Annotated in this window: 18 protein-coding genes and 1 pseudogene; 5 read left to right on the forward strand and 14 right to left on the reverse strand. The window is 61.8% G+C overall.

Annotated features, from left to right (window positions below; all coding sequences use genetic code 11):
• Nucleotides 1-309: 309 nt before the first annotated feature.
• The 6 genes from RQH62_RS23990 to RQH62_RS24015 form a co-directional block, all read right to left on the reverse strand.
• Nucleotides 310-1,167, reverse strand: coding sequence for a response regulator transcription factor (locus tag RQH62_RS23990; RefSeq protein WP_311271167.1), 858 nt, complete (start codon nucleotides 1,165-1,167; stop codon nucleotides 310-312).
• Between the two features lie 99 nt (nucleotides 1,168-1,266).
• Nucleotides 1,267-2,583, reverse strand: coding sequence for a LuxR C-terminal-related transcriptional regulator (locus RQH62_RS23995; RefSeq protein ID WP_311271168.1), 1,317 nt, complete (start codon nucleotides 2,581-2,583; stop codon nucleotides 1,267-1,269).
• A 105-nt stretch (nucleotides 2,584-2,688) separates the two neighbouring features.
• Nucleotides 2,689-3,449, reverse strand: a protein-coding gene (locus RQH62_RS24000; RefSeq protein WP_311271169.1) for an IS5 family transposase whose coding sequence is annotated in 2 segments (ribosomal slippage) — nucleotides 2,689-3,113 and nucleotides 3,113-3,449 — 762 coding nt in all. Because the reading frame shifts where the segments join, the coding sequence is not laid out codon by codon here.
• 249 nt (nucleotides 3,450-3,698) lie between these two features.
• Nucleotides 3,699-6,182: a TonB-dependent receptor gene (locus tag RQH62_RS24005; protein WP_311271170.1), complete on the reverse strand. Its 2,484-nt coding sequence runs from the start codon at nucleotides 6,180-6,182 to the stop codon at nucleotides 3,699-3,701.
• A gap of 84 nt (nucleotides 6,183-6,266) precedes the next feature.
• Nucleotides 6,267-7,166, reverse strand: a complete 900-nt coding sequence (locus RQH62_RS24010; RefSeq protein WP_311271171.1) for a FecR domain-containing protein — start codon at nucleotides 7,164-7,166, stop codon at nucleotides 6,267-6,269.
• Entirely contained in the window at nucleotides 7,166-7,741 is a 576-nt protein-coding gene (locus tag RQH62_RS24015) for an RNA polymerase sigma factor (protein ID WP_311271172.1), read from the reverse strand. Before RQH62_RS24015 ends, RQH62_RS24010 begins: the two co-directional genes overlap by 1 nt.
• Nucleotides 7,742-7,844: 103 nt before the next feature.
• Here RQH62_RS24015 and RQH62_RS24020 point away from each other — a divergent pair, with 103 nt between their 5' ends.
• The 3 genes and pseudogenes from RQH62_RS24020 to RQH62_RS25005 form a co-directional block, all read left to right on the forward strand.
• Nucleotides 7,845-9,341, forward strand: a complete 1,497-nt coding sequence (locus RQH62_RS24020; protein WP_311271173.1) for an alkaline phosphatase D family protein — start codon at nucleotides 7,845-7,847, stop codon at nucleotides 9,339-9,341.
• Nucleotides 9,342-10,209: 868 nt separating this feature from the next.
• Nucleotides 10,210-10,518, forward strand: coding sequence for a hypothetical protein (locus RQH62_RS24025; protein WP_311271174.1), 309 nt, complete (start codon nucleotides 10,210-10,212; stop codon nucleotides 10,516-10,518).
• A gap of 12 nt (nucleotides 10,519-10,530) precedes the next feature.
• Nucleotides 10,531-10,686: pseudogene (locus tag RQH62_RS25005) on the forward strand (energy transducer TonB); the annotation flags it as partial.
• A 26-nt stretch (nucleotides 10,687-10,712) separates the two neighbouring features.
• Here the strand turns inward: RQH62_RS25005 and RQH62_RS24030 are convergent.
• The 3 genes from RQH62_RS24030 to RQH62_RS24040 all read right to left on the reverse strand — a co-directional run bounded on the left by RQH62_RS24030 (nucleotide 10,713) and on the right by RQH62_RS24040 (nucleotide 14,095).
• Nucleotides 10,713-12,449 carry an acyl-CoA dehydrogenase family protein gene (locus tag RQH62_RS24030; RefSeq protein ID WP_311271175.1) on the reverse strand — a complete coding sequence of 579 codons (1,737 nt, stop codon included), beginning with the start codon at nucleotides 12,447-12,449 and terminating at the stop codon, nucleotides 10,713-10,715.
• An 84-nt stretch (nucleotides 12,450-12,533) separates the two neighbouring features.
• Complete coding sequence (locus RQH62_RS24035; RefSeq protein ID WP_311271176.1) at nucleotides 12,534-13,133, reverse strand: TetR/AcrR family transcriptional regulator; 600 nt, start codon at nucleotides 13,131-13,133, stop codon at nucleotides 12,534-12,536.
• A gap of 56 nt (nucleotides 13,134-13,189) precedes the next feature.
• Nucleotides 13,190-14,095 carry a LysR family transcriptional regulator gene (locus RQH62_RS24040; protein WP_311271177.1) on the reverse strand — a complete coding sequence of 302 codons (906 nt, stop codon included), beginning with the start codon at nucleotides 14,093-14,095 and terminating at the stop codon, nucleotides 13,190-13,192.
• 130 nt (nucleotides 14,096-14,225) lie between these two features.
• Here RQH62_RS24040 and RQH62_RS24045 point away from each other — a divergent pair, with 130 nt between their 5' ends.
• The gene (locus RQH62_RS24045; protein WP_311271178.1) at nucleotides 14,226-15,395 is read left to right on the forward strand and encodes an MFS transporter; all 1,170 of its coding nucleotides are present in this window, start codon (nucleotides 14,226-14,228) and stop codon (nucleotides 15,393-15,395) included.
• Nucleotides 15,396-15,684: 289 nt separating this feature from the next.
• Nucleotides 15,685-17,319 carry a c-type cytochrome gene (locus RQH62_RS24050; RefSeq protein WP_311271179.1) on the forward strand — a complete coding sequence of 545 codons (1,635 nt, stop codon included), beginning with the start codon at nucleotides 15,685-15,687 and terminating at the stop codon, nucleotides 17,317-17,319.
• Here RQH62_RS24050 and RQH62_RS24055 read toward each other — a convergent pair.
• From RQH62_RS24055 to RQH62_RS24075, 5 genes are read right to left on the reverse strand one after another with little or no spacing between them, the layout of a single operon-like run.
• The gene (locus RQH62_RS24055) at nucleotides 17,316-18,293 is read right to left on the reverse strand and encodes a hypothetical protein (RefSeq protein ID WP_311271180.1); all 978 of its coding nucleotides are present in this window, start codon (nucleotides 18,291-18,293) and stop codon (nucleotides 17,316-17,318) included. The two genes, RQH62_RS24050 and RQH62_RS24055, sit on opposite strands and share 4 nt — an antisense overlap.
• Nucleotides 18,290-19,384, reverse strand: a complete 1,095-nt coding sequence (locus RQH62_RS24060; protein ID WP_311271181.1) for a GNAT family N-acetyltransferase — start codon at nucleotides 19,382-19,384, stop codon at nucleotides 18,290-18,292. The genes RQH62_RS24055 and RQH62_RS24060 overlap by 4 nt, the downstream gene beginning before the upstream one ends.
• Nucleotides 19,381-20,502, reverse strand: a complete 1,122-nt coding sequence (locus tag RQH62_RS24065) for a hypothetical protein (RefSeq protein WP_311271182.1) — start codon at nucleotides 20,500-20,502, stop codon at nucleotides 19,381-19,383. The genes RQH62_RS24060 and RQH62_RS24065 overlap by 4 nt, the downstream gene beginning before the upstream one ends.
• A complete protein-coding gene (locus RQH62_RS24070; RefSeq protein WP_311271183.1) occupies nucleotides 20,499-21,368 on the reverse strand; it encodes a ThiF family adenylyltransferase in 870 nt (289 codons plus the stop codon). The genes RQH62_RS24065 and RQH62_RS24070 overlap by 4 nt, the downstream gene beginning before the upstream one ends.
• Nucleotides 21,365-22,270: a hypothetical protein gene (locus RQH62_RS24075; protein WP_311271184.1), complete on the reverse strand. Its 906-nt coding sequence runs from the start codon at nucleotides 22,268-22,270 to the stop codon at nucleotides 21,365-21,367. Before RQH62_RS24075 ends, RQH62_RS24070 begins: the two co-directional genes overlap by 4 nt.
• Nucleotides 22,271-22,743 lie beyond the last annotated feature (473 nt).

The raw sequence follows: 22,743 nt of genomic DNA on the forward strand, positions 1-22,743 counted from the left end.
GACCGTCATCCGGGGGCTTCAGACATTTCGTCACCTCCATGCCTGCCCCGGTTGCTTCCGGCTGGAGCATCGCCGGGCGGGCCTTTCACCCGCTAGAAAGTGCCGCCTTTGCACGGCGCACACCCTTATTGGTCATTTAGAAGCCAATTTCGCATTCCCAGGTGCAGACCGGCAGCTTTTCCAATCTGGACGCCAAAGACTGTCCTCAAGGAGAACGTCCGGTTTGCCGAACCGAGGAGATAGCTGTCATTCACGCGGCGCCGGCTTCCGAACAACATCCGTCGCGATCAACGCCGCTCCTCGCGACAGCTACAGTCCAGACCAGCCGATCCGGCGCACCGGCTCCGTGAACATATAGCCCTCATTCCTGATGGTCCTGATGAAATGATGGTCCCCGGCCAGCCTGCGGCGCAAGCGACAGATTTGTGTATCGATCACGCGATCTGTAACGTCGCTTCCCATGTTAGTGACGATATCCAGAAGCTGATTGCGGCTAAGCACGCGACGCGGGCGCGCGACAAAAGCGCGCAGGAGGGAGAATTCTCCGGCCGACATCGTCACAATTTCGCTTCGGTCATTCATGACAAGATGCTGCCCTAGATCGATGGTCCATCCCGAAAAGGCATAGAGGTCATCACCAGGATTTTGAGCGGCACTTTCAGCGCGGCAACCGGTCGCTAGATTGATCGCCTGTTGCAGTTCATGCGCCTTCCAGTCGGGGCGAATGATCCTGCTACTGCCGCAGCAGATGGCTTCAAGCCTTTCGCAATCGCGCAAATCGGTCGCAAAAATAAGAAGGCACAATCCAGTCGACTGCGCTGTCGCGACTAACTGGGTGCAGGCATCGTCAGGCACAAACCCATTGAGCAGAACGAGGTCGAACGACTGGCTTTGTACGACATCACTCTCAAATGCGTGGTCGGTATGGGTGATTGTCCTAAATCCCCAACTTTCCAGGAGAGCTTCCAGCGCCCTGCTTCTGTTCGCATCCGATTCAACAATCAGCAAGAAAGGCATATGCCCGTGAAGTTTCTCAGCATGGGGAATGAAGTCGCCAGGCTCACGGTGCATCTGACCGAAGGCGGTAAGTTGCGCCCGACTTATCGTGGATGTGCGCCCGGGATAACGCGGGAAGCGATAAGGCCGATAATGCGTCAGGCTGGGCATAAATCCCCTCTCCTCCGATGCGTTGTGATCAAGAGCATCACGTTTTGGAACAGATTATTTCAATGGCCTGTCCGCCGCCACGCCCGCCCGATGTGCGATTTAGAGTAACGCGGACAACGTGGAGACATTGAGCCGCTCCATAAGGTGAGCGCGATGGGCTTCGACAGTCCGGGGGCTGATGCCAAGCGCGCGCGCGATGCTCTTATTCGTGCCGCCATCAACCAGACCCAGAAGCACTTCCCGTTCCCGACGTGGCAGCCGCGCCAGACGATCGGCCAGATCGCCGCGTTTATCCGATGGCGCATCGACCCGGCACGGCAACGCCTCACTGGCATGTCGAAGGGCCCGGTCCAGTTCATCCGCGCAGAGCGGCGTGATCAGAAAATCAACGGCGCCTCCACGCATCGCACCGATGACATGCTGCGTCGGGGTGGTCCCATCGCCGATGAATATGACCTGCAAATCAGCGGGCCGACCGTCCAATATCCTGGCAAAGGAGGTTTCCGGATTATCGTTACCTCGTAGGTCAACGATGAGGCAGCCCGGATTGAGCACTTCGGCGACCTGCATAAGCTCATGGGCAGTCGAAAAACGCTTGATCCTGTGGGCGCGCTTGCAAAGTTCGGCCTCCATGACCGGATCGGTCAGATCAGAGCGCTGCACCAGATAGAGCTGGATTTCCGGCGACACGTCCTCGACGATTCCACCGATCCAACTCTCTTCTCCTGGGCCGGGTGGGATAGCGAAGCAGGTTTCACGAACCTGGCAACGCACGATGCCGTCCCGGTCGATGATCCTGTATGATAGTCGCTGGACCTGACCGGCATGAGCCAGCGCGCGCATGTCCGAAACATGCGTTCTATCTTCGGGGTGAATGTGGCCATGCAAGTCGAGCCCAGGGACATCCACAAGATCGACGTCCCACAATATTTCCGCCGCTGGACTACGATATTTCAATGCGCCCGTATCAGGACACGCTATCCAGAGCGCGAGGCTGCTATGGTCGGCAAAGCGTCGGAAAGACGCATCCATGGATTGTGATGCACGTTGACTATGTACTGGCTCTTCAATCTCTTCGAGAACAACGATCACCCCGGAGATATCAGCCAGATCAGGATCTGCATAAGGCATAGCCCGCACCCTGACCCAAGACGCATCGACCTCGCCTTTTTGCAGGAGAAAATCGATAGCCGGCATGCCCTGTTCGCCGCCAAATGCACGCAGGGCGGGATGGTGCGGTTTTTCAAGGGGCGACCCATCAGGATAATAGCCCTCGCCGCACGTATCGAGCAGGCAATCAACCGAGTGGACAATGCCACCGGTGCTACGATTGAAGCGACCATTGGCATGCGACAACCTGCCGTCGCCTGCAAAAATAGCGACGCCGATCGGCATATTTTCGAGGATCGACGTCATCGCGTCCCCGTGCATACCCCTTGCATAATCATCCTCAGCCCGCATGCCCGCTCCTACGATCGTCATTCGCGAAACTCGGTCTGGGTTAGGGTCAGGACTCACTGATCAAAGCCAGAAGATGACGGTGGCAGCGAGGGCGATGGCGGAGAAGAAGGCGGTTGGGCACCTGTCGTAGCGTGTGGCGACCCGCCGCCAGTCTTTCAGGCGGCCGAACATGATCTCGATCCGGTTTCGGCGCTTGTAGCGGCGCTTGTCGTATTTGACGGCCTTGCTCCGGGATTTCCGGCCCGGGATGCAGGGGGTGATGCCCTTTTCCTGCAAGGCATCGCGGAACCAGTCGGCGTCGTAACCACGATCCGCCAGCAGCCATTGGGCTTTGGGAAGTTCGTCCAGCAAGGCCGCCGCGCCAATATAATCGCTGACCTGACCTGCGGTCATGAAGAAGCTGATCGGCCGACCATTTGTATCCGTCAGGGCATGAAGTTTGGTGTTCATGCCGCCTTTCGTGCGGCCAATCAGGCGGCCCGCATCCCCTTTTTTACCGCAAGGCTCGACGCCGTGCGGTGCGCCTTGAGATAGGTCGCGTCGATCATCACCGTCTTGCGCTCGGATGCCTGGGGCGCGGCCAGACCTTCCATTATCCTCAGGAACACGCCTTTATCACCCCACCGCTTCCAGCGGTTGTAAAGCGTCTTGTGCGGCCCATAGTCTTTCGGTGCATCGCGCCAGCGTAGCCCATTGCGGTTCACAAAGATGATCCCACTCAACACACGGCGATCGTCTACCCGGGGCTTGCCGTGGCTCTTCGGAAAATACCGCTCAAGCCGCGCCATCTGCTCGTCCGTCAGCCAATACAGGTCGCTCAAATTCAGTCTCCTCGCGGAGCCTGAATCACACAAACCCAATCATATCAATGGGTCCTGACCCTAGACAGGTTCCGTGACAGTTCGAAGTCGGTTCACATTCGGCGACCGCTATCGATCGACATCTTTCCCCGTCAGACCCGATGCCAGATAATGACAAGGCGCCACCTGCCAGGGGGTTGGCAGATGGCGCCTCACCGGGCGACCCGACGACTGGTGGCCTCACATAAGCGGGACCACTTTCGGCCGGTTTCAGAAGGTCATGCGAACACCCACCGCATAGGTGGCGGGCGCACCGACCATGCGCGATGCGCCATTCATTTCGGGATAATAAACTTCGTCAGTGATGTTGCGCCCCATGGCATAGACCGACCAGCCATGCGGCGATTCCAGTTCGATCCGAGCGTTGAGCAACGTGTAGGCGGGCGAGGTGTTACCGACGACCGCATTCAGGCGGTTTGATTCCTTGCCATGATGGAAGATGTTGGCCCGGCTCTTGAGCACCCAGCCATCGCCGAAGCTATAGCTGTGGACGAAGCCGACCCGGCCGGTCCATTTCGGTGCACCGGGCAGCGGATCGCCCACAGTCGCGGTCACGTCCGCAATGCGGTTGGAATTAAACTCGGTGATCTCCGAATAGAGATAGGTGCCGGACGCATCGAAATCGAGCTTGTGCCCGCCGCTGTTCAGCAGGTTGACGTCGAGAGCACCTTCGAATCCGCGGGTCTTGGCCTTGCCGACATTGGTGCGGCCATTGGTGTCGTTATCCAGCCGCGTCGTCGCCTGAAGATTGTCGAAGTCATTGGCGAAGGCATCGAGCGACAGGCGGATCGGCCCCTTATAATAACGCACGCCCGCTTCATAGGCCCAGACCGTCTCGGACTGAAACGGCTCTGTCTCCGCCAGCGTCATGATCGACGTGCCGTCAAAGCCACCCGACCGATAACCACGCGCGACCGAAGCGAAGACGTTCAGATCTTCTGTGATGAACCATTGTGCTGCCCCGCGACCGGACAGATTATCATCCTTGAACTGCTTGTCCCACTGGAAATTGGGCGTGGTCGCAAAGAAGGTACCATAGTTGGAAATGCCCCAGGGATCGTCATCGACATTGCGCCCCTGCGAAGCCACATCATCCTTGGTGTAGCGCAACCCCAGCGTCAGCTTGACCTTGGGCAGCAATTCATAATCCGCCTGACCGAACAGGGCGGCGCTGCGACGGCGCTGATTGTGGATATTATGATAGATGGTGCGCGCGGCCCAGCTGGTCCACTGGCTCTGATAGTCGATCTTGTCGCTCATGTAGAAGCCGCCGACGAGCCAGTTGAAACGCCCCTGCTGTTCGTTGCGCAGGCGCATTTCGAGCGACGCCTGGCTCAGATCCTCGTCGAACAGATATTCATATTGGGGATAGGGCGTGCCGTCGCCATTGCCACCGATATTGCGCTGGCTCGACTGCCAGCCGGCGACCATGTCGAAACGGGTGGTATCATTCAGCAGGTGCGAAAATTGCGCCGACGCGCCCTTGATGTCGATCCTCTGCTGAAAATAGGCGCGCGAATAGAAGCTGTAGGGATCGGCATCCTCGCCGGCATTGAGGACGCTGCTGTCCTCCGTCGCGCTTATGCGATCATATTGGCGGGCATCGCCCCGGTCGCGGCTGGAAAAGGCCTTCAGCGTCAGGCTGGTATCCGGCCCGAAATCGATGTCGACCGTACCGCGCGCTGCGAACATATCCTTGTCGCCAAAGCCTTTGCGCACGCCCGGATCGTTGATCGCAGGCACCTGCGTCTGCACAACGCCACCAACGCTCAACTGCGCGCCGGCCAGATCGCCCGCGCCCTTGCCGTTCATGAAGCCACCACCCTGATCGGTCATCACCGCCAGTCGCACGCGCATATTGTCGCTGACCGGGCCACCGATCGCGGCTTCGGCGCGCAGACTGTCATAGCTGCCATAACGCACATCGGCATAGCCCTCGAACGTGTCGCTGCCGCCGCGCGTGATCGCATTGACGACGCCGGCCGTGGTGTTGCGACCGTAGAGCGTACCCTGCGGCCCGCGCAGCACCTCGATCCGTTCCAGATCGAACAGAGGCATTCCCAGATACGCGTTGGAACTCTGATAGACGCCGTCGACATGCAGCGCGACCGACGGGCTACCATTGGGCTTGTAGTCGTCCGCGCCGCCGATGCCGCGAATGGTCAGCAGGCCATAGCTTTCGCCGCCGGTGCTATAGTTGATCGACAGGCCCGGCACTTCATCGACCAGACTGGAAAAATCGGTGATCTTGCGCTCGGCGGCTTCCTCACCCGAAACGACGGTGATCGCCTGCGGCACCTTCGACAGGTCCTCGGCCCGCTTCTGCGCGGTGACGATGATGTCACCCCCGCCCGAAACACCCGTGCCCGCTTCGGCAGCCGATAATTCGGTCGGCGCTCTGGCGACGGCAAGCGAGATCATCGTCGCGCCCTCATAGGAAATGGCCATGCCGCGCCCGGCGATCAGGCGACGCAGCGCGTCGGCGCGAGAAAAGTGCCCCTTGAGCGCGATCGAGCGGCGACCGGCAATGGCATCATAGGGGAAGACCATCTGCACGCCGGCCTGGCGACCGAACTCGTTCAGCGACGTCGCCATATTCTGCGCGGGAATGTTGAATGCGATAGCCTGATCGCTCGTGGCGCTGGCGGGTGCCGCGGCGAGGATCAGGGGTAGTGCGACCGTATGGAAACTCATCTTTGCCCTCCGATGGAAGCGTCTATCGGAGGATGGGATGGGTGGGCTGGGTGCGACCGCTATCGCACCCGCAAAAAAATTTAATCAGCTTGCTGTAAGGGTAATCGCGCCATTCGCGCTGCGCTGCGACCGGATACCGAAGGAGGCATGGAGCGCCGTCAGCAGGTCAGCCGGATCGGTCGTCGTAAAGCGCCCGCCCAGCCGGATACGCGATAATGACGGATCGGCGATGACGATCTTGCGATCGAGATAGCGGTTGAATTCTGCCACCACGAAATCGAGGCTCTCGCCCTCGAACACCAGTTGCCCATTGTTCCAGCTACGCGCCCGGTCGAGCGTCACCACATCCGCCGGACGGACGGCGACCGTCTTCCCGATCACCCGCGCCATAGCGCCGCTTTTCAACTGACCACCGCGCACGCTGTCAGCCAGGCCTTCGAGAACCAGCAAGTCGAGGGATTCAGACTGCTGTCGCGCATTGAAGCGGCCGGCGCCCAGCCTGAAGCGGGCGCCATCAGCCTCCATTTCCAGCGTCCCGCGCAGTGCGGTGGGCACAGCCAGACCGATCTCGCCCCGCTCCAGCCAGACCCGGCTGCCGTTTTCATCGGTCCGCCAACTGATCCGGCTATCAGTGTTGAGCACGATTCGGGTGCCGTCATCCAGCACCAGCGCACGCCGTTCGCCTACTGCCGTCTCCGCATGTTCGCGCGCGGTAGCCCGCACCGCCAGCAGCGCACCAGCGACCGATGCGCCACCGGCCAGAACGCCCGCGCGCAACATTCCCCGCCGGTTGATCGCGGGGGCAGGCGCCGGGTCGGCGGGACGGTCCTCGACCGCGCGTAATCGCTCCACCTGCTCGAAGGTATGCGCCACCTGCGCGAAGGCAACAGCATGCCGGGGATCAGCCGCACGCCATTGCTCGAAGGCCTGCGGCGTGACCGATCCTGCATCGAGCGCCGCCAGCCAGCCGGCGGCTTCTTCCATTATTTTCTCTGGTGTCGGTGGCGTTGCCATAAGCGCGAAAACGGGGCTCCTTCTTCCTGCGGCGGCGCTTCCTGCATTGCATGGGCAAGAATGGCCAGCCCTTTGGCAAGATGCTTCTCTACGGTAGAGACTGACAAGCCCATCCGCACCGCTATGTCACCCGGCAATAATCCTTCGATCCGCCGCATTTTTACCACCGCACGCGGCTGGGTCGGCAAAGTTTCCATCAGTGCGATCAGTCGCGCCAGTTCCAGATTGCCGGAAAGGACGGCAAACTGGTCCGGCGCGCTATCGGCAATCTCCATCGCTTCCATGTCCGCCAGATGCTCGAACCGGACGACGGTGGCGCGGCGATGGCGCTCATGCGCCAGATTGCGGATGATGGTCAGGACGAAACTGCGCGGATTGACGATCTCGCGATGATGCGATGCATTGATCGCGCGGGCATAGGCCTCCTGGACCAGATCCTCCGCCTCCCCCGTGGGAACGAGCCGCGCCGCCTGCCGCCGGAAAGCGATCCGGTGCGGCAATATCTCTTCAATGAACCAGCGGTCTACATCCCTCAACCAGGTCACGGCAGCGTCCCCCTTCGGCTGAGCGGGGCGGTTAGTCAGCGGACATGACAAAATCGGGACAGCCTGTCGCATTACTGTCAAACGCCGCCGATAGGGGCGCCTGATGCAAGCCTCTCCCTGGCATCGTCGCGCCGTGCTTGGCGCCATGGCCGCGCTTGGCGCCGCGCCGCTCAGGGGGCTTGCCATGCCCTTCATCGCACAGGCCGATCCTTTTGCGCTGGGCGTCGCCAGCGGCGATCCCACCCGCGACGGCTTCGTGCTATGGACGCGCCTTGTTGGCCCCGGCATCCGCTCCCTTCAGGCCGGAGCGATCCCGGTGCGTTACGAGATCGCCGAGGATGAAGGCTTTCGCGACATCGTCCGCAGCGGCGACATGGAAGCACATCCCGAGGCGGCGCACAGCATTCACCTCGAACTGACCGGACTGCGACCGGGGCGTTCCTATCATTATCGCTTCCATGCGCTGAGCGCGACCAGCCCGGTCGGCCGCACCGCCACCGTGCCGGACCGTGCCGACCGGCTGCGACTGGCGCTCACATCTTGCCAGCATTGGGAACTGGGCTGGTTCGGCGCCTATCGGGACATGCTGGCGGGCGACCCAGATCTGATCGTACAGGTCGGCGACTATATCTACGAAACATCCTATCCCGACCAGCCCAGGGTCCGCGATTTCGGCGCGCCCGAACCGCGCGATCTGGATGGGTATCGCGCCCGCCACGCCCTCTATCGCACCGACCCGGATTTGCAGGAAGCGCACCGGCGCGTGCCCTGGCTGGTGACATGGGACGATCATGAGGTGCTGAACGACTATGCCGCCCTCGCCAATCGCGAAGGGTTGCCGCCAGACATCTTCGCGGCCCGGCGGGCCGCCGCCTATCAGGCCTATTTCGAACATATGCCGATCCGCCCCAGCCTGTGGCGCTCCATGGCCAGCCCCCGGCTTTATCGCGGCGTCAACTGGGGCGAACTGGTGTCACTCTCGATGCTCGATACCCGACAGTTCCGATCCAGCCCGCCTTGTGCCGCACCGTCAGTGGCGCGCAATGTCCGACTCGACCATTGCGCCGAACGGTTGCGCCCCGATCGGACCATGCTGGGACAGGCCCAGGAGGCCTGGCTGGCACAGCGTCTGGCCACGGAACGGCGGCCCTGGACTGTGCTCGCGCAGGGCGTGTTCTTTGCCCCGCTGACACTGGATGGCACCGGCGACGCCGTCTATAGCGACCAGTGGGACGGCTACGCCGCTGCGCGATCGCGCCTGCTCGACCAACTGGCCCGGCCCCATGTCCGTAATCCGCTGATATTGAGCGGCGACGTCCACAGCTTCTGGCGGAACGACCTGTATCAGACCGATGGAAAGCCGCCGGTGGCAACCGAGATCGTCACTTCCGCCCTTGCCGCCCAATCACCACCGCCCGGCCGCTTCGGCGATGTCCGCGCCAATAATCCCCACATCCGCTTTCACGATCTGAACCATAGCGGCTATGTCCGCATCGAGATCGAACCAAAGCGGCTGCGCACGCAGTTTCGCGCGCTGGATCTGAAATCGGCACAGCCAATATCGAGAATCCTGCAAGAGTTTGAACAGGTCGCGGTGTAGGCGCTGCCGGCATCAACCGGCAGAGTATGGAAGTGGTGCACGGTTGTGCACCACGCCTGCGGGGCTGACGATCCAGCCCTACTTGGCGCGCTTTTATTCAAGAGACATCGGGCGTAAACAAGGACCAGAATGTCGGCGCGACTGGTCTTGTCGAACACCGCATAAAAACGCCCTCATTATCCGGTTCCCTCGGTAGAACGGACCTCTCTACCATCCCAGCGCGCCCGTCCGCCCTATTGCCTCGCGAACATATGGAGCGTCCCATGTCGCATGCACTTTCCTTGCGTACATGCCGTCGCCACTATGTACTATCGCAAGCGGAGACGCAGCGCACGGTCGCGATCTGTGGCCGACATCGATTTCGATACCGTGGATCAGACTTCGACGATCGAAACCTGGCTGGATCGCGCAGCAGGACAATTGGAAGCCATGAGCAATACCGCCTTTGCCTGACTCGATCCAGGAGCGATCGTGATCGCCGACACTTTGCCGTCCGCGGTCTTGCAGGCTTTGGCAGGCCGCCTGCATCGCCCCGACCGTGCATGAGCGTCGTCCCCCCGGAACGGATATCCAGCCTGCATGGCTCACCGATCACCTTTCGCGCAGCCTTGTTGCCAATCCCCGCGCTGTTCGCCGCCATGTGAAATGGCACTGTTGGCCAGCGGGAAATGTTGCGCTAGGCAAAGGCGATGAGCGGGGTTCCAGGCGATCCAAGCGATAGCGACAAGCCGATCATCGTCGTCGATGCGATGTGCGATCTTTTCACTGCTGCTGCGCCATGCTCAGTTGACGCCACGTCCCGGTGATCACCCATCCGAGCTAACCGTTCATTCTGTCCTTTCAGCCACTGGCTGCGTCGCCCGAACCGGTGGAGGAAGGGCTCAACGGCATTCAGCAGACCGAACAAAAGGCGCAGAACCCGCAGAGACAGGAACGCCCCGTCCCACCCGAGTTGCTCATTCCGCACCTCAACGCCCCCGTCATGCCTGTCCCGCTTCAGGTAGAGCAGATGGATGCCACCGAGCCCGTGCCGGAAACGACAACTCCCAAATCCATATCTGCGCCGCCGGCCCGTCAGGCACGCAACAAGCCGCAAGCGACATGGGAGGCGGAATTGCTTGCCCATCTCGAAGCATATCGCCGCTATCCGCTAACAGCCAGAAATCGCCACGAGTAAGGGATCGCCCATATTACCCTTCGCATGAGGAGGGCCGGCATACTGCTATCGAGCCGGATAGCGCGCTCATCGGGATCGGCGCTGCTGGATCAGGCCGCACTGGATACGCTCAAACGGACGCAACCTCTTCCGGCTATAGCGAATAGTCAGCCCCGCGCCTGCCGGCCGATTATTCGCTATGACAAACCGGCCGTTCAGAAGGCGTCGGCATCAAGCGCCATGATGGAGGCTTCTCCGGCAGCGATGGTGGCGGCCAGGCTCGTTGCCTGCGGGAGCATCCGCGCCACGAAAAACGCAGCGACCGCGCGCTTCGACTGGTGCAGCGGATCATCCTCCATTGATGCCGCTGCAGACATGCGCGCCCACATCCAGCCCATCGAAACCAGAGCGAACAGGCGCAGATAATCGACTGCCGCCGCGCCAGTCGCCTCCGTTCCCGCTCCGGCAAGCCGGGCCGTGACATCCCGCAGCAGCGCCAACGCCTCTGCCACCTTCCGCGCCACGGCACCGTCCCCGGCCACCGCAAGCTCCTCCGCGATCATGTCGAAAAAGCCCTCGACCACAGCGCCGCCGGCCATCGGCAGCTTGCGGCCTACAAGGTCCATGGCCTGTACGCCATTGGTACCCTCGTAAATCTGGGCGATGCGGGCGTCGCGGACATATTGTTCCATGCCCCATTCGCGGATGTAGCCATGGCCGCCAAACACCTGCTGCGCCTGCACGGCGCTTTCGAAACCGAAATCGGTGAAGGCAGCCTTCACCACCGGGGTCAGCAGCGCGACCAGCGCATCGGCCTTGGCTCGCTCGACCGGATCGGGGTGATGATGCGCCCGGTCGAGTTGCAGCGCGGTCCAGCCGCCCAAGGCTCGGCCTGCCTCCACAAAGGCGCGGATGTTGAGCAGCATGCGCCGCACATCGGCATGCTCTATGATCGCCACCGGACCACGCGTGCCATCGGCACTCCGCCCCTGCAATCGCTCCTTGGCATAGCTGGCGGCCTGGCCATAGGCCGCACCGGCAATCCCCAGGCCCTGAATGCCGACCATCAGCCGTTCCGCGTTCATCATCGTGAACATGGCGGCCAGGCCCTTATTTGGCTCGCCCACCAGCCAACCGATCGCACCATCATAATTCATGACACAGGTCGGCTGGGCATGGATGCCCATCTTCTTTTCCAGCGCCCCCACCGACATGGCATTGCGAAGAGTGAAGCCGCCATCGGCATCGGGAAGATATTTGGGCACCAGGAACAGGCTGATCCCTTTCACCCCCGCCGGCGCGTCGGGCAAGCGGGCCAGCACCAGATGGATGATATTGCCGCCGAAATCATGATCGCCCGATGAAATGAAGATCTTTTGCCCGGTAACGGCATGGCTTCCGTCATCCTGCGGCACCGCTCTGGTCTTGAGCAGGGCTAGGTCCGTACCGGCTCCGCTTTCCGTCAGGGCCATGGCGCCGGTCCATTCGCCACTGACCATCGGCGGCAAATAGGTTGCCTTGAGCGTGTCGTTGGCATGCGCCATGATCGCTTCGCATGCACCACGAGTCAGACCCGGGAACAGCCCAAAGGACAGGTTTGCGGCAGAGAGCATTTCGTCCAGCCACAATTGAAGAAGGAATGGCAGTCCTTGCCCGCCATATGCGGGATCAGCCGCCAGCGATGCCCAACCCGCCGCCGCAAAATCGCGCCAGGCATCAGCAAAGCCGGCTGGGGTCTGCACCGCGCCGCTGACAAGACGGCTGCCTTCCTCGTCACCATGCCGGTTGAGCGGGTGCAGCCGTTCCGCGCACATCTTCCCCGCTTCCTCCAGCACGGCCAGCGCAAGGTCGGCGTCTACATCCTTGCCCATCTCCGCCATCGCCTGCTCGAAGCAGAGCACCCGCGTCAGCAGGAAACGGTAATCGTCGATCGGCGGAACATAGCTGAACATTGGACTCTCCTGTCGATTTACCGTGATATACACCAAACAACTGTTACAATCAATCCGTCGCCGCGACAGCACATGCCGCCACACTTATTCGTGACGGAAAATGGCAACGATCTGCGTCGCGACCTGTTCAGGAGTCAACCGACCCTCCCGATACCAATCGGCTGCCGAATTAAGCTGCGATAGCAACAGGTTGCGGTAGATGGACCGGTCGATATGGGATGGCAAGCGCAGGTCAGCTACAAGGGATCGGAACAGCCCCTCGAAATGGTCGCGGCGTGCAATCAACTGCGTCCGGACAGCATCAGGCACTTCTCGGAAATCGTTCATCATCGGCATAGTCAGTGAATTCGGCGCCAACTGGATTTCCAGGAGGGCAGTGCAAGCCGCCGACAATCGCGCCCATGGATCGCCCTGTACCGCCGCCACGGTGCGAGCGATCTTCGCCTCCGCCGCGTCCAGTGCACCATTGTGTAACTCGACGAACAGCGCATCCTTGGACTTGATATGGTGATAGAGGGATCCGCCCAGCACCCCAGCCTGCTCACCAATGTCGCGCATGGACGTGCCACGATACCCCTTCCGCGCGAAGAGTTGGGCCGCAATTTCCAATATCTGGCGGCGGCGATGCGATCCCTCAGCAGTCCCGTCTTCGATCGTGCCCTGCTCTGGATAACGTTTCCTCATGACGGCGGGCTAGCACATTGCGAAATGGGCGCGAAGCCTTGGCATCCGATTTGGCCTCAGCGCAGTCGGTCTCCCAGGAAATCCACGAATACCCGAACCCGCGCGGGCGTACTGGCACCACCGACGAAGACCGCGTGGATCATCTCGACATCGCCGGGATTATAGGCTTCCAGGATCGGGACGAGACGCCCGGATGCCAGTTCTTCCGCGACGCTGAAACGACCGACACGGGCAATGCCGACCCCGTTTGCGGCTAGTTGGCCCAATGTCTCGCCATTATTGGCTTCAATATTGCCGTTCACCGACAAAGCGAAGTCGCCGCTTGGGCGGGCAAAGGGCCAGACCGGTTCAGCCCGGCGAAAATTGAAGTTGAGGCAGTTGTGCCGGTGCAAATCTTCCGGAACATCTGGCATGCCGTGGCGCGCGAGATAAGCCGGGGACGCCACAATGACACGGCGCGTTTCACCCAGCTTGCGCACAGTCAACATGCTGTCGGCCAGCGGACCGAAACGGATCGCCACATCTGCCTGCCCCGCCGCAATATCGACGAGCGTATCGGTCAAGGCGATGTCGGTCAGGATATGGGGATAGAGGCTGGCAAATTCGCCCAGAAGGGGCACGATACACAGTCGTCCATGGGACAAGGCCGCACTAACACGCAGGCGCCCGCGCGGTGCGCCCTGATCAGCGATAAACTGCTCCGCATCATCCAGATCGGCAAGGATGCGGCGTGCTGCCTGAAGATAGGCCTGTCCCTCCGCCGTCAGGGACAGCGACCGGGTCGATCGCAGCAGCAGGCGCACGCCAAGCCGTGCCTCGATCCGCTCCACCGCGCGGCTGACCGCCGAAGGGCTGAGGTCGAGCAGGCGCCCCGCAGCGGAGAAGCTGCCCTGGGAAACGACCGCAGCAAAAAGTTCAAGCGCTCGCGCGCGATCCGTATTGCCTATAATTTTTGCGCTCATCGCAAAGATCCTTCGCGTCCATGGCCAATAGTGCTGCGGCTCATTGCCCTCCATTTATGCGCCAATAGTGCGAGGGCAAGGTAGATGCGGGAATTTGCTCATCCTTGACACCCCTGCCAAGGAGATCAAGATGAAGACCAACCCCGGCCTGCTGGCTCTGTCAGTCGGCGCCTTCGGCATCGGTGTGACGGAATTTGCGCCCATGGGACTGCTACCCACAATCGCGGATGATCTGGGTATATCCATCCCCACCGCCGGCCTGCTCATCAGCGCCTATGCATTGGGGGTGATGATCGGCGCGCCGTTGATGACGTTGACCACTGGCCGGGTGCCACGGCGCGCGCTGCTGATCGGACTGGCCGGTATCTTCACCGTAGGCAATCTGCTCGCCGCCCTGTCCAGCGGTTATGGCCTGCTGCTGGCCGCACGCATTCTGACATCCTTCAACCATGGCGCCTTTTTCGGCGTCGGGTCGATCGTCGCGGCCAGCCTGGTACCGCCGGAACGTCGGGCAAGTGCCGTCGCCGCAATGTTCATGGGCCTGACCATCGCCAATGTCGTCGGCGTGCCACTGGCCACATGGGCCGGGGATCATCTGGGTTGGCGCGCCGCCTTCTGGGGCATTGCCGGACTGGGCGTTGCAACCATGGCCGCATTGAGACTGACCCTGCCGGTACTGCCCGCACCCGCCGGCGGCAACGTCATGGCCGAATTGCGCGTGCTGACCCGGCGGCAGGTGCTGGGCGCGTTGGCGCTGACCGTCGTGGGGTCGAGCGCGATGTTCACCGTCTTCACCTACATCGTGCCGATCCTGCGCGACGCAACACACGCATCGCTTGGCTTCGTGACGGCAATGCTGGTCATCTATGGCATCGGACTGACGGTCGGCAACTGGCTGGGCGGCAAGTTCGCCGATCATTCGGTAGACCGCACGCTGATTGTCACCCTGGCCTCGCTGAGCGTAATATTAGTCGCATTTGGCCTGCTGATGTCGCATGCTGCCGCCAGCGCCATATTGATATTCCTTTGGGGCGTGGCGAGCTTCGCGCTGGTCCCGCCATTGCAGGTCCGGGTGATGACCGCCGCGGCCGAAGCCCCCAACCTGGCTTCCGCGATGAATATCGGCGCGTTCAACTTGGGCAATGCCATAGGTGCCGCATTGGGCGGGGGTGTGATCGCCATGGATCTGGGCTATCCGGCGGTGGCAATGGCCGGCGCGGCCGCATCGGCGATCGGTCTGATCGCCCTGCTGGCCGTGGCACGACGCGCGACAACTGGCCTGGCGCCGGAGCCATGCTGATGCGCAACCTGTTTGCCAAATCGTAAAATCTTGGTCCTATCACCTCCAGCCACGACAATGCCGATGGCTGGAGGCCTTGTATCATCCCATATCCTTATCCTGTCCGGCATAGTGCAGCGGAGCGGGCGCAGCCGGTTTTTCGGCTACCTGCGCAGCCGATCACACGTGCTTATATCGGCCGACGGATAGCCTATAATAATCGCATGAACCCGCGCCTTGCAATTCGTGATCTGGCTTCTCTGCTCCCAGGACAGGAAGACTGTGCCGGGCGGATCGAGGCCTTTCCCACATGATCCGGCGCTGGTCTGGCTGGATAGCCTTGCTTGTGGCAATCGTTGCGCTGACCCTGTGGGTCACGGCCCGCCCGGTGAACGAGGCCCGGTCGCGGCCCACCCTGCCACGCAATGCCGATCCGGCAAGCCGAGGTGCCGCCGCTTTTCTGGGAGCTGGGTTTGGCGGCATTTCCGTCGAGGCAATGCAAAGCAATGCCGTCCCCTGGCGGCTTGTGGCCGCTGCCCTACTAATGGAAGAGCAGCGACGCGATCCAAAGGCGAAGTTGGATCAGGCAACGTTGCGCCGCATCCTCCAGCGCTTCGGCTTTCTCTATCCCGATCGCGTGGCTAATCTGCCGAAAGGCGTCATGTTGCATGCGAACGACATGCCGCTGGGCATGACATGGGGTGATATTGCGCCGATCGGCGGCAGCCATGTCCAAATCGCCAATCTGGGCTGCGCCGCCTGCCATGCCGGGGTCAGCTACGACGCCGATGGCCAGCCAGTGCCACGCATCGCGTTGCTGGGCATGCCGAACAGTTCGCTGGATCTGGAAGCCTATACCGATGCGGTCTACCAGGCGTTACGGCGCCACGCCGACTCCCCCGCCTTGCTGGAGGCGGTGAAGCATCTCTTCCCTGACATGGGCTGGCGAGAAGAAGCAAGCCTCCGCTGGATCATACTGCCACTGTCGCGTCACCGGCTCGCCACGCTTGTACCAATGGGCCGGGCGACGCCCTTTCACAATGGTGCGCCGGGCAGCACCAATGGGGTCGCCGCGCTGAAGCGGGCGCTGAGCGTGCCATTGGTCGGCGGTGGTGCGGGGGACACGGGGGTAGTATCCATTCCTGACCTTGGTCAGCGTTTCCGACGTACCAGCCTGCTGGTCGATGGCGCCTATCGCATTGCCGAAAGGCCTGACCGACCGACCCATGGAGAGGAACTGGATGCCCGCCATCTGAACGGGCTGGCGGCGATCACCAGCTTTTTCACCGTACCCAGCATGGGTGTGCACCCCGACGATGCACGCGCGGCTATCGACGACGCACGGGACATCTTCGCCTTCCTGAAAGACTATCAGGCCCAGCCCTTTCCGGGGCCGATCAATCGCACGGCAGCCCGACATGGCGCGACCATCTATGCCCAGCAATGCGCCGCTTGCCATGGCGATTATGGCTGGACCGGCGCGCAACCGGTTTTGCAGCGCTTTCCCAACTGGATCGGACAGGTCGGCACGGACAGGCTGCGCGCCGATGTCTTCGACGAACCACTGGCGAAGGCCATCGGCAAGACGCGCTATCGCGGACTGATCGCAGTCCAGCCCGGCCGGGGCTATGCCGCGCCGCCGCTGGCGGGCCTTTGGGCATCGGCGCCCTATCTGCACAACGGATCTGTTCCCACGCTTGCCGCCCTGTTGTCGCCGGCGGAGCGGCCGCGCCGCTTCATGGTCGGCGGTCATGCGCTCGATTGGGATCGGCTCGGGTTGCGGCTCACCCCGGACGGCCGCTATCCGGCGGGCTATGTCCCCTTCTCGCAGCCGCAATGGATCGACACAGACGAAACAGGGCGTGGTCGGAACGGCCATCTGCAAGGCACGACGCTGAGCGTTGCAGACAAGCGCGCGCTGATCGAGTTTCTGAAGCTGCTTTAGATAAGGACGTCCCCAATCGGTAGTCGCGCGCGGGGATAGGCTTTGCCTGAGCGGCGACCAGCGCGGAAGGCGCTGACCAGGCGGCGGCCGGCTGGCACCCCCTGTTCGGTCATCAAATCTGCCGCGACATTCCTGTCGTCGGCCAGCGCCGCCAGCACTGCTGCACCCATGCCGACCCCCTCGATGGCCAGCCACAGGCGATGAAAATGCCGGCCACTGTCGAACGGATCTTCCCCTGTCGGGCGATGGAAAAGTAATAGCCCTGCCGCGCCGGCGATCTTACTCCCCTCCGCCAGCAAGGGGGCAGCCAGGCCGAACCGATCGAGCAAGGCGAAAGCCGGCCCTAGTACAAAACCGGCGCCCAGCGCCTCCAGTGACGAGAGCGCCATAGCCTGCGCATTGAGGCCATCACGCGACCAGCGGGGATCGCGAGGCGACAGCCGCATCCAGTTGCGCAATTCGCGGCGAAAGGGCGCTTGTCGCATGAAGCCGTAGCTGGCCCGGTCAAAACAGCGCCCCAGCCGTCGCAACTCCGGCGAGTTCGTGATCACGGTGCAGTCCGTCGCAGTCAGCGCCTGCAATGCGCGCCGATCGGCTTCATCCGGGCTGGCAAAAGCGCCACGCCAGGAAGCACGACATGCAAGCAGTGGCGCCAGTGCATCGCTATCGGTCGTGGGCACTGGCGAAAAGCGCATCACGGGCCGCAAGCCATCGGGCAGCGGCGGCAAAGCCTCCCTCGTCTCTAACAGCGCGTAGCCCGATGCCAGCGCCGCTAGTCGCAGTCCCTCTGCCGCCGCTCCCAGGCTGATTGCGGCGTCATGTCCGGTCGCATCGCCGATCGCAAGCCGACGATTCATATCCTCCGCCAGCAGGATTGCTCCTGGTTCGACCCGCCAGCGCGCCGGCTGAACATTATGGACGCTGGGCGCCGTCTGCGCCTCCATCACCCAAGCGAGCAACCGATCTGGGGTCATGCCAACGCCTTGCGATAGAGGTGAAGCCGATGGAGCGGCCGGGCGCCCAGCTTTTCCATCTGTCGCAAGCTGGCAGCATTGTCATCAGCGATCCAGGTGATGCCAAGCTGGCGATAGCCCGCCTGGCGCAGCGCTGCTGTCGTTCGCGCCAGAATCGCGCCCATCAGGCCGCGCCCATGCCGGTCATGGACAACCGAGTAAAAAATAATGACCGCCCGACGACGACGCATCCGATAGCGGAGATAATGCCACGGAGTGAGCAGCCTGATACGCGATCGGGTAGCGCGCAGGAAACCATTCAGATCCGGGATACATATCAGCGTACCGACCGGCCTTCCCTCCTCCAGCAGGACGGTAGACAGGCGTGGATCAAGGATCGCCATCATCTCGCCCGCCTGAAACTGAAACTCCTCGGCGGTGAGCGGCACAAACATGGGATTGCGAGCGAAGCCGTCATTCAGCACCAGCCGGGCCTCCTCCATCCGTTGAGGGAAATCGTGGCGCGCAATCGGCGCGAAGCTGAAGGCAGGATCATCCAATATCGCCCGGTCGGGCAGATGGGCGGTGCCCACGTCCAGTTCGAACGTCGTCATCGGAAAAATGGGAACGAAGCCATGGGCTTCCAGCAGGCGGGGAATATGGGGTGGATTGACGACCATGTCGGTGAAGCCGGCTTGTCCGAAGCCATCCGTCATCACGCCGCATTGCTGCATCGCCGTCAGGTTGAAATTGCCGACCAGTTCGGTCTGGCCGTGCGCTCGTGCGAAACGCTCTGCCGCATCCAGCAGCAGCCTCGCCACTTCAGGATCGTCGACGCAATCGAAAAAGCCGAACTGTGCCCGCCGCGTCCCGTGCTCGCGATTGGACTGACCATGGACATGCGCGATAATGCGTCCCACCGGGCGGCTATCACAATGCACCGTCCAGAAAGCGAAGGCATTGCCCGCCGTCCATAGCGGATTGCGCGCCGCATCCAGCATGCGTTCGATATCGCTCCGCAGCGGGGAAACATAGGCACCGCTGGCCCCATAGGCGTGGAAAGGTGCCTCGAAAAAGGCGCGGCGGTCGCCTTCACGCAGGTCCAGCGTCATGGCAATCTCTCCAGCAAGCGCACGACGATGGCCAGTTCGTCATCAATCCGCGTTCCGGACAGGTCACCGGCGGCAACCGCGAGAAAGCGGGGCGGGTCAATCGATAGTCGCAATATGTGGCTGGCAGCGTAGCGGTCGAGCAGATCACGCCCGGCTTCGGCCTCGAGCAGGTCGTCGGGCAGGGCGGCGGCACTCAACATCGGATGGCTGGCGAGATGGCGCAGCGTCTCACCGGGCATATCGTCCAGTTGTGACGCTTCGACCAGATAGCCTGACGATAGCAGGGGATGGACGGACAATATGTCGCGCCGCTGCGCATCCGGTGACAGACGGGAGAGCGCACGAACAAGGCCGCTATCCTTCAGCCCCGTAAACCGTTCGATCAGCAGGGCGAGCGCGACCATCGCCCCAACGCAGGCAGCGGCGGGTAACGCGACGGCCAGCCCCGGCATGACCAGCAGCGTGAAGCCAGCCCCCGCCAGCATCAGAAGCAAATCTACCAACAGCCAGATCGGTCGGCCATGTCCCGTGGTCAGCCTGGACGTCGCCAGCACCAGGATAAGCGCGGCAAAGACGCCACCCCGCACCGACAGAGCAGGAAAGAATAGCTGGAAATCACTGAGTATCAGGGGAATTGCCAGCAACAGTGCGAGGGCGAACAGGTCCGCGGCCTGCGTTTCCATCGGGGTAACATCGCGCCGGTTGCGCAGGAGGAGAACGAGGACACACAGGATCATCATGGCCTGGAACATCGCCAGCGCCGCCACTGCCTGGTCAGTCCAGATCAGGCCCAGCGTCAATGGAAGAAGGGTCAGGAGCAGCGATCCGCCCAGGGCAGCGAGTTTCACGATCCGGGGTGCATGGCGGCGAACCAGTTCCTCCGCCAGTCGCAATGTTGCGAAGGGCAGCCAGACCGCTGTCATCATCATTGCCGCCGTCACTGGCCATGCAGGCCAGAGCGGCTGGACCAGACGCAGGAAAAGCAGCGCCGCCACCAACGAATAGAGCAGGAGCAGCCGCCTGGCCACGGTGGCGCGCCGAGCCGCACCGGCTATGCCGCGCCGTGCGACAAGCGTTGCGACAAGCGCCAACCCGGTCAGGCCTGTCGCGGCGATCACCCCATCAGCTTTCGCATAAAGCGGCGTACCAGTTGGCCTTTGGCCCAGGCCAGCGGCGGCGCGAGCGGCCTTTCGACCCGCATAGCATGGGGATTGAAGAAATAGCCGCGACAGTCGGTGCCACCACCGCGCCCGAGCAGGACACGGGTCGCTTCCTCTGCCATCATTGTGCCTGCCATAGTGACCATGGTCGAAAAGGAGAATCGCGACCTTTTGCCAGCGGCAACATCCGCCGCCACATTCAGGTCGACATATTTGTGCGACGAACTGTGGGTCAGCACATAGGCTATTTCATGCATCAGGCATTCGGTTGCCATGTCACGGCTGATGGCCGTCCAGGCGATGCTACAGGTCGGATAGCCCAGTCGCTCCTCCAGCCGGGGATCGTGTGGCCGTACCACCGTGACCGAAGGCAATGGCGAGGCATAGGCGTCGATCAGGGTGCAGCCATGTTCGCGCGCTTTGCGGTAATAATGAGCACCGGCAGCCGCATCGTCCGTCCCATTGATCGCCACGTCAACGGACGGCAGGATTCGATCCAGTGCATCGATCCATTCCGCGCCCAGCACCTCTATCTGCGCCTGCGGATTGATTTGGAGCGCCAGATCCCGGGCGGCCTCAACCTTGAGCCGGCCGATGCTTTCAGCAGTACAGAAAAGCTGGCGATTGAGGTTGGACGTTTCGAATATGTCGATGTCGGCGATGATGAAATGACCGACTCCTGCGCGCAGTAGCGCCATGAAGGCCGCGCCACCCATGCCGCCGACGCCGGGGATGAAGACTCGTGCGTCGCGCAGGCGTGCCTGTTCGATCTCGGTGACGAAGCCACGGTTGCGTGTCGTCATTTCGGTATAGCTGAAGGTCATCGTGCAGGCCTTAGTCGCTGGAACGCTCTGCTGGGATCAAGCCACTGGAGCATAGGCACGACCAGCGCACCGGTGGCAATCACCAGGGCCTGAACCATGAGTTGCGGCAGGGCTCCACGCGGCACGGAGCGGGCCAGAAAGCGATGGCCGGCTCCTAGGTCGATCACGCCAATCTGTAGCACATCATCGCCCCGGTCATAGTCGAGTTCGCGTCGGCAGAAGTCGTTATAGGCCTGGTCGCGATGGGCGGCTGCTCTGTCGAACCCTTTCTTCAAATTGTCCGACCCGCCGGTATAGGCATCCATGATGACCTGGCGGTCGAGGTCGAAGTCCGCTTCTGGGCCGACCCCGAAAGCGGCGCGATGGTGGCGCATTATTTGGTGGGCAAGATGGCGATGGGCAAAGCTCTGCCGCGTACTGGCCTGTGCCGGAAAGACATTACCGAAGGTTTCGGCTACCATGCCGACCACGGCAGGCACCTGCGTGACGCTGCTGATCCAGAGCGGGCGCATGCGCCGGCGCAGGAACAAGGCAAAACAGGTCAGGCCATAGAGTATCCATGACAGCCCGGCGCTGCGCTCGCTCGGATCGACCATGACCAACCCCAGATGCAGCACATCTTCATGTCGGCCGGCCCGATTAACCGACAGTAGAGGCATGGCGTTGAACGCGATCGGTACATCATCGCTTCGCCGCCGGATGAGGGTTATGACACTGCGCGACCAGGCACTGGTGCTGTCGTCAAACAGGCCATAATCGAGATCGCGGCCCGACAGGCAGGCATGCACCACTGTCCGGCAATCATGGACAAGTGCGGCCAATTGCTCGGCGGGCATCCAGGCACCCGGTCGTTCGTAAATATGCACATGATGGCTTCGTCCGGCATTAAAGCCGAGCGCCATATGTCGATCCTTCATCGCTCGCAGCAGAACAAACATGATCGTCGCCCCCAGGCGCTCATGTAGCGCAGGCTGGCCCCCATTGCCACGAGATCATCCGTTGCTGATGTCCCGTTTCGTTCTTGAGTAGTTATCAGACGCTTGGGTGTGCTGGGATGATGTGGTCTGCCGAACAGCGTCGCATGGATCGTTGCGGCATTTGGTTTTAGCGGAGATAGATGGGCATGGATGGGGCTGGCTTGTGGCCGGATGCCTGGCGATTTGCGATTTCGGAGCATTCAGGCTCTTCATATCGCATGATGTTGGCAGGGTTTCACGGCGGATCGTCTGGTTCAGACGGTATTGCCCGGAAGGCGCGACCGGAGGTCGCTGGGTTGTGGATGGGTTTTAGATCGATATATGCGCGAGCTGCAATGCCTGGCGACGCCCTACTCTTCCAGTGCTTGAGCAATAGTACCATCGGCGCAGACTGGTTT

It is taken from the genome of Sphingobium sp. WCS2017Hpa-17, from assembly GCF_031843765.1.
GTDB lineage: Bacteria > Pseudomonadota > Alphaproteobacteria > Sphingomonadales > Sphingomonadaceae > Sphingobium.